At 36.1% G+C, this 1,445-nt stretch carries 1 protein-coding gene; it reads right to left on the bottom strand.

Going from position 1 to position 1,445, the window contains the following annotated elements; all coding sequences use genetic code 11:
* Window positions 1-1,445, bottom strand: a 1,445-nt coding sequence (locus BUB25_RS16295) for a DUF11 domain-containing protein (RefSeq protein ID WP_139256936.1), incomplete at both ends; no start/stop codon positions are given.

Genomic DNA, 1,445 nt, shown 5'->3' with positions numbered 1-1,445 from the left:
ATGCCAGCAGTAGGGCTTGCACTAACAAACTCGTAACCAGAAGGCAGCATGTCTTTTATAACAACACCAGTAGCGTTGCTAGGCCCGTCATTTTTCACTTCAATAGTAAACGTAACAGTATCGCCTACTTTTGGCGTAGTTATATTTACCGTTTTAACAACAGATAAATCAGCACTTTGTATAGGAGTTACAATAACTTTCTTTTGATCATCTTCGGTAGCATCATTATTACCAGGAGTAGAATTTGCATCTACTTCATTAGTTCCTGTCACTTCTGCTACATTATCGTAATTACCTGTAGGTAAAACTTTAGCTGTAATGTTTAAAGTTGCTTTTGCTTTGTTTGCCAAGTTTCCTATTGTCCAAGAACCTAATATAGGATCATAACTTCCAACAGATTGGATAGAAGGACTCACAAATGAATATCCAGAAGGTAATTTATCTGTAACCACAACTCCAGTTGCATCGCTTGGTCCAGCATTTGTAACTTCAATAGTAAATACGACATTCTCGCCAACATTAGGCGTTTTATTATCAACTTTTTTAGTTAAACTTAAATCTACTAATGGTCCTCGGGATATGGTTACTTGATCTTGATCATCTTCAGCCAAAATATTATTATTTGGTGTAGAATTCGCATCGGTTTCATTGGCTTTAGTTATTTCAGCAACATTGGTATAAATTCCATCTGCTTTTACTGTGGCTGTAACATTTAAAACTACAGAAGCACCTGCTGCAATAGTTGGAATACTCCAAATATTATTAACATAGCTTCCTGATGCATCATCGCTTACAAAATCATATCCACTAGGTAATTTATCGATAACTTCTACACCCGTAGCAGTACTTGGCCCAGCATTTTTAATGATTACAGTAAATACAACATTTGATCCCGCTTGAGGAGCAATGTTATCTACAGATTTAGTTAATGACAAATCAATTAACGCTGTTGGAACAGTAGATATAGTTGAAAAATCATCTCCTATTCCATCATTTGGTATAGAATCTGGATCTGTCTGACCACTTGCAATTACCTGAGCAGTATTTCTATATTCATTAGCTGTTCCTGTTATAGGATTAACTTTGGCTATAATATCTAAATATTCTGTTTTTCCATTAAAAACACTTCCCGAAAGTGTCCAATCTCCAGAAGTGGAATTATAAAGTCCAGAAGTTGAAGTATAGCTCACAAAAGCATAACCTGACGACAATAAATCATTAACTACAACTCCAGTAGCATCACTTGGTCCTGCATTGCTTAATGCAATTCTAAATTTCACATTATCTCCAACCCTTGGAGTAGCAAGATCTACTGTCTTAACAACTGATAAGTCAGCCAGCTGAACAGGAGTAATAACTACTTGAGCTTGATCGTTTTCTGTTGGACTGTTATTTCCAGGCGTTGAGTTAGGGTCAAATTCATTAGAACTTACTACTTGAGCAGT

The sequence above is a fragment of the Flavobacterium granuli genome (assembly GCF_900129705.1).
In the GTDB taxonomy this organism is placed as follows: Bacteria; Bacteroidota; Bacteroidia; order Flavobacteriales; family Flavobacteriaceae; genus Flavobacterium; species Flavobacterium granuli.
The sequence above is the reverse complement of the archived record's forward strand: the minus strand, read 5'-3'. Positions and strand labels throughout refer to the sequence as shown.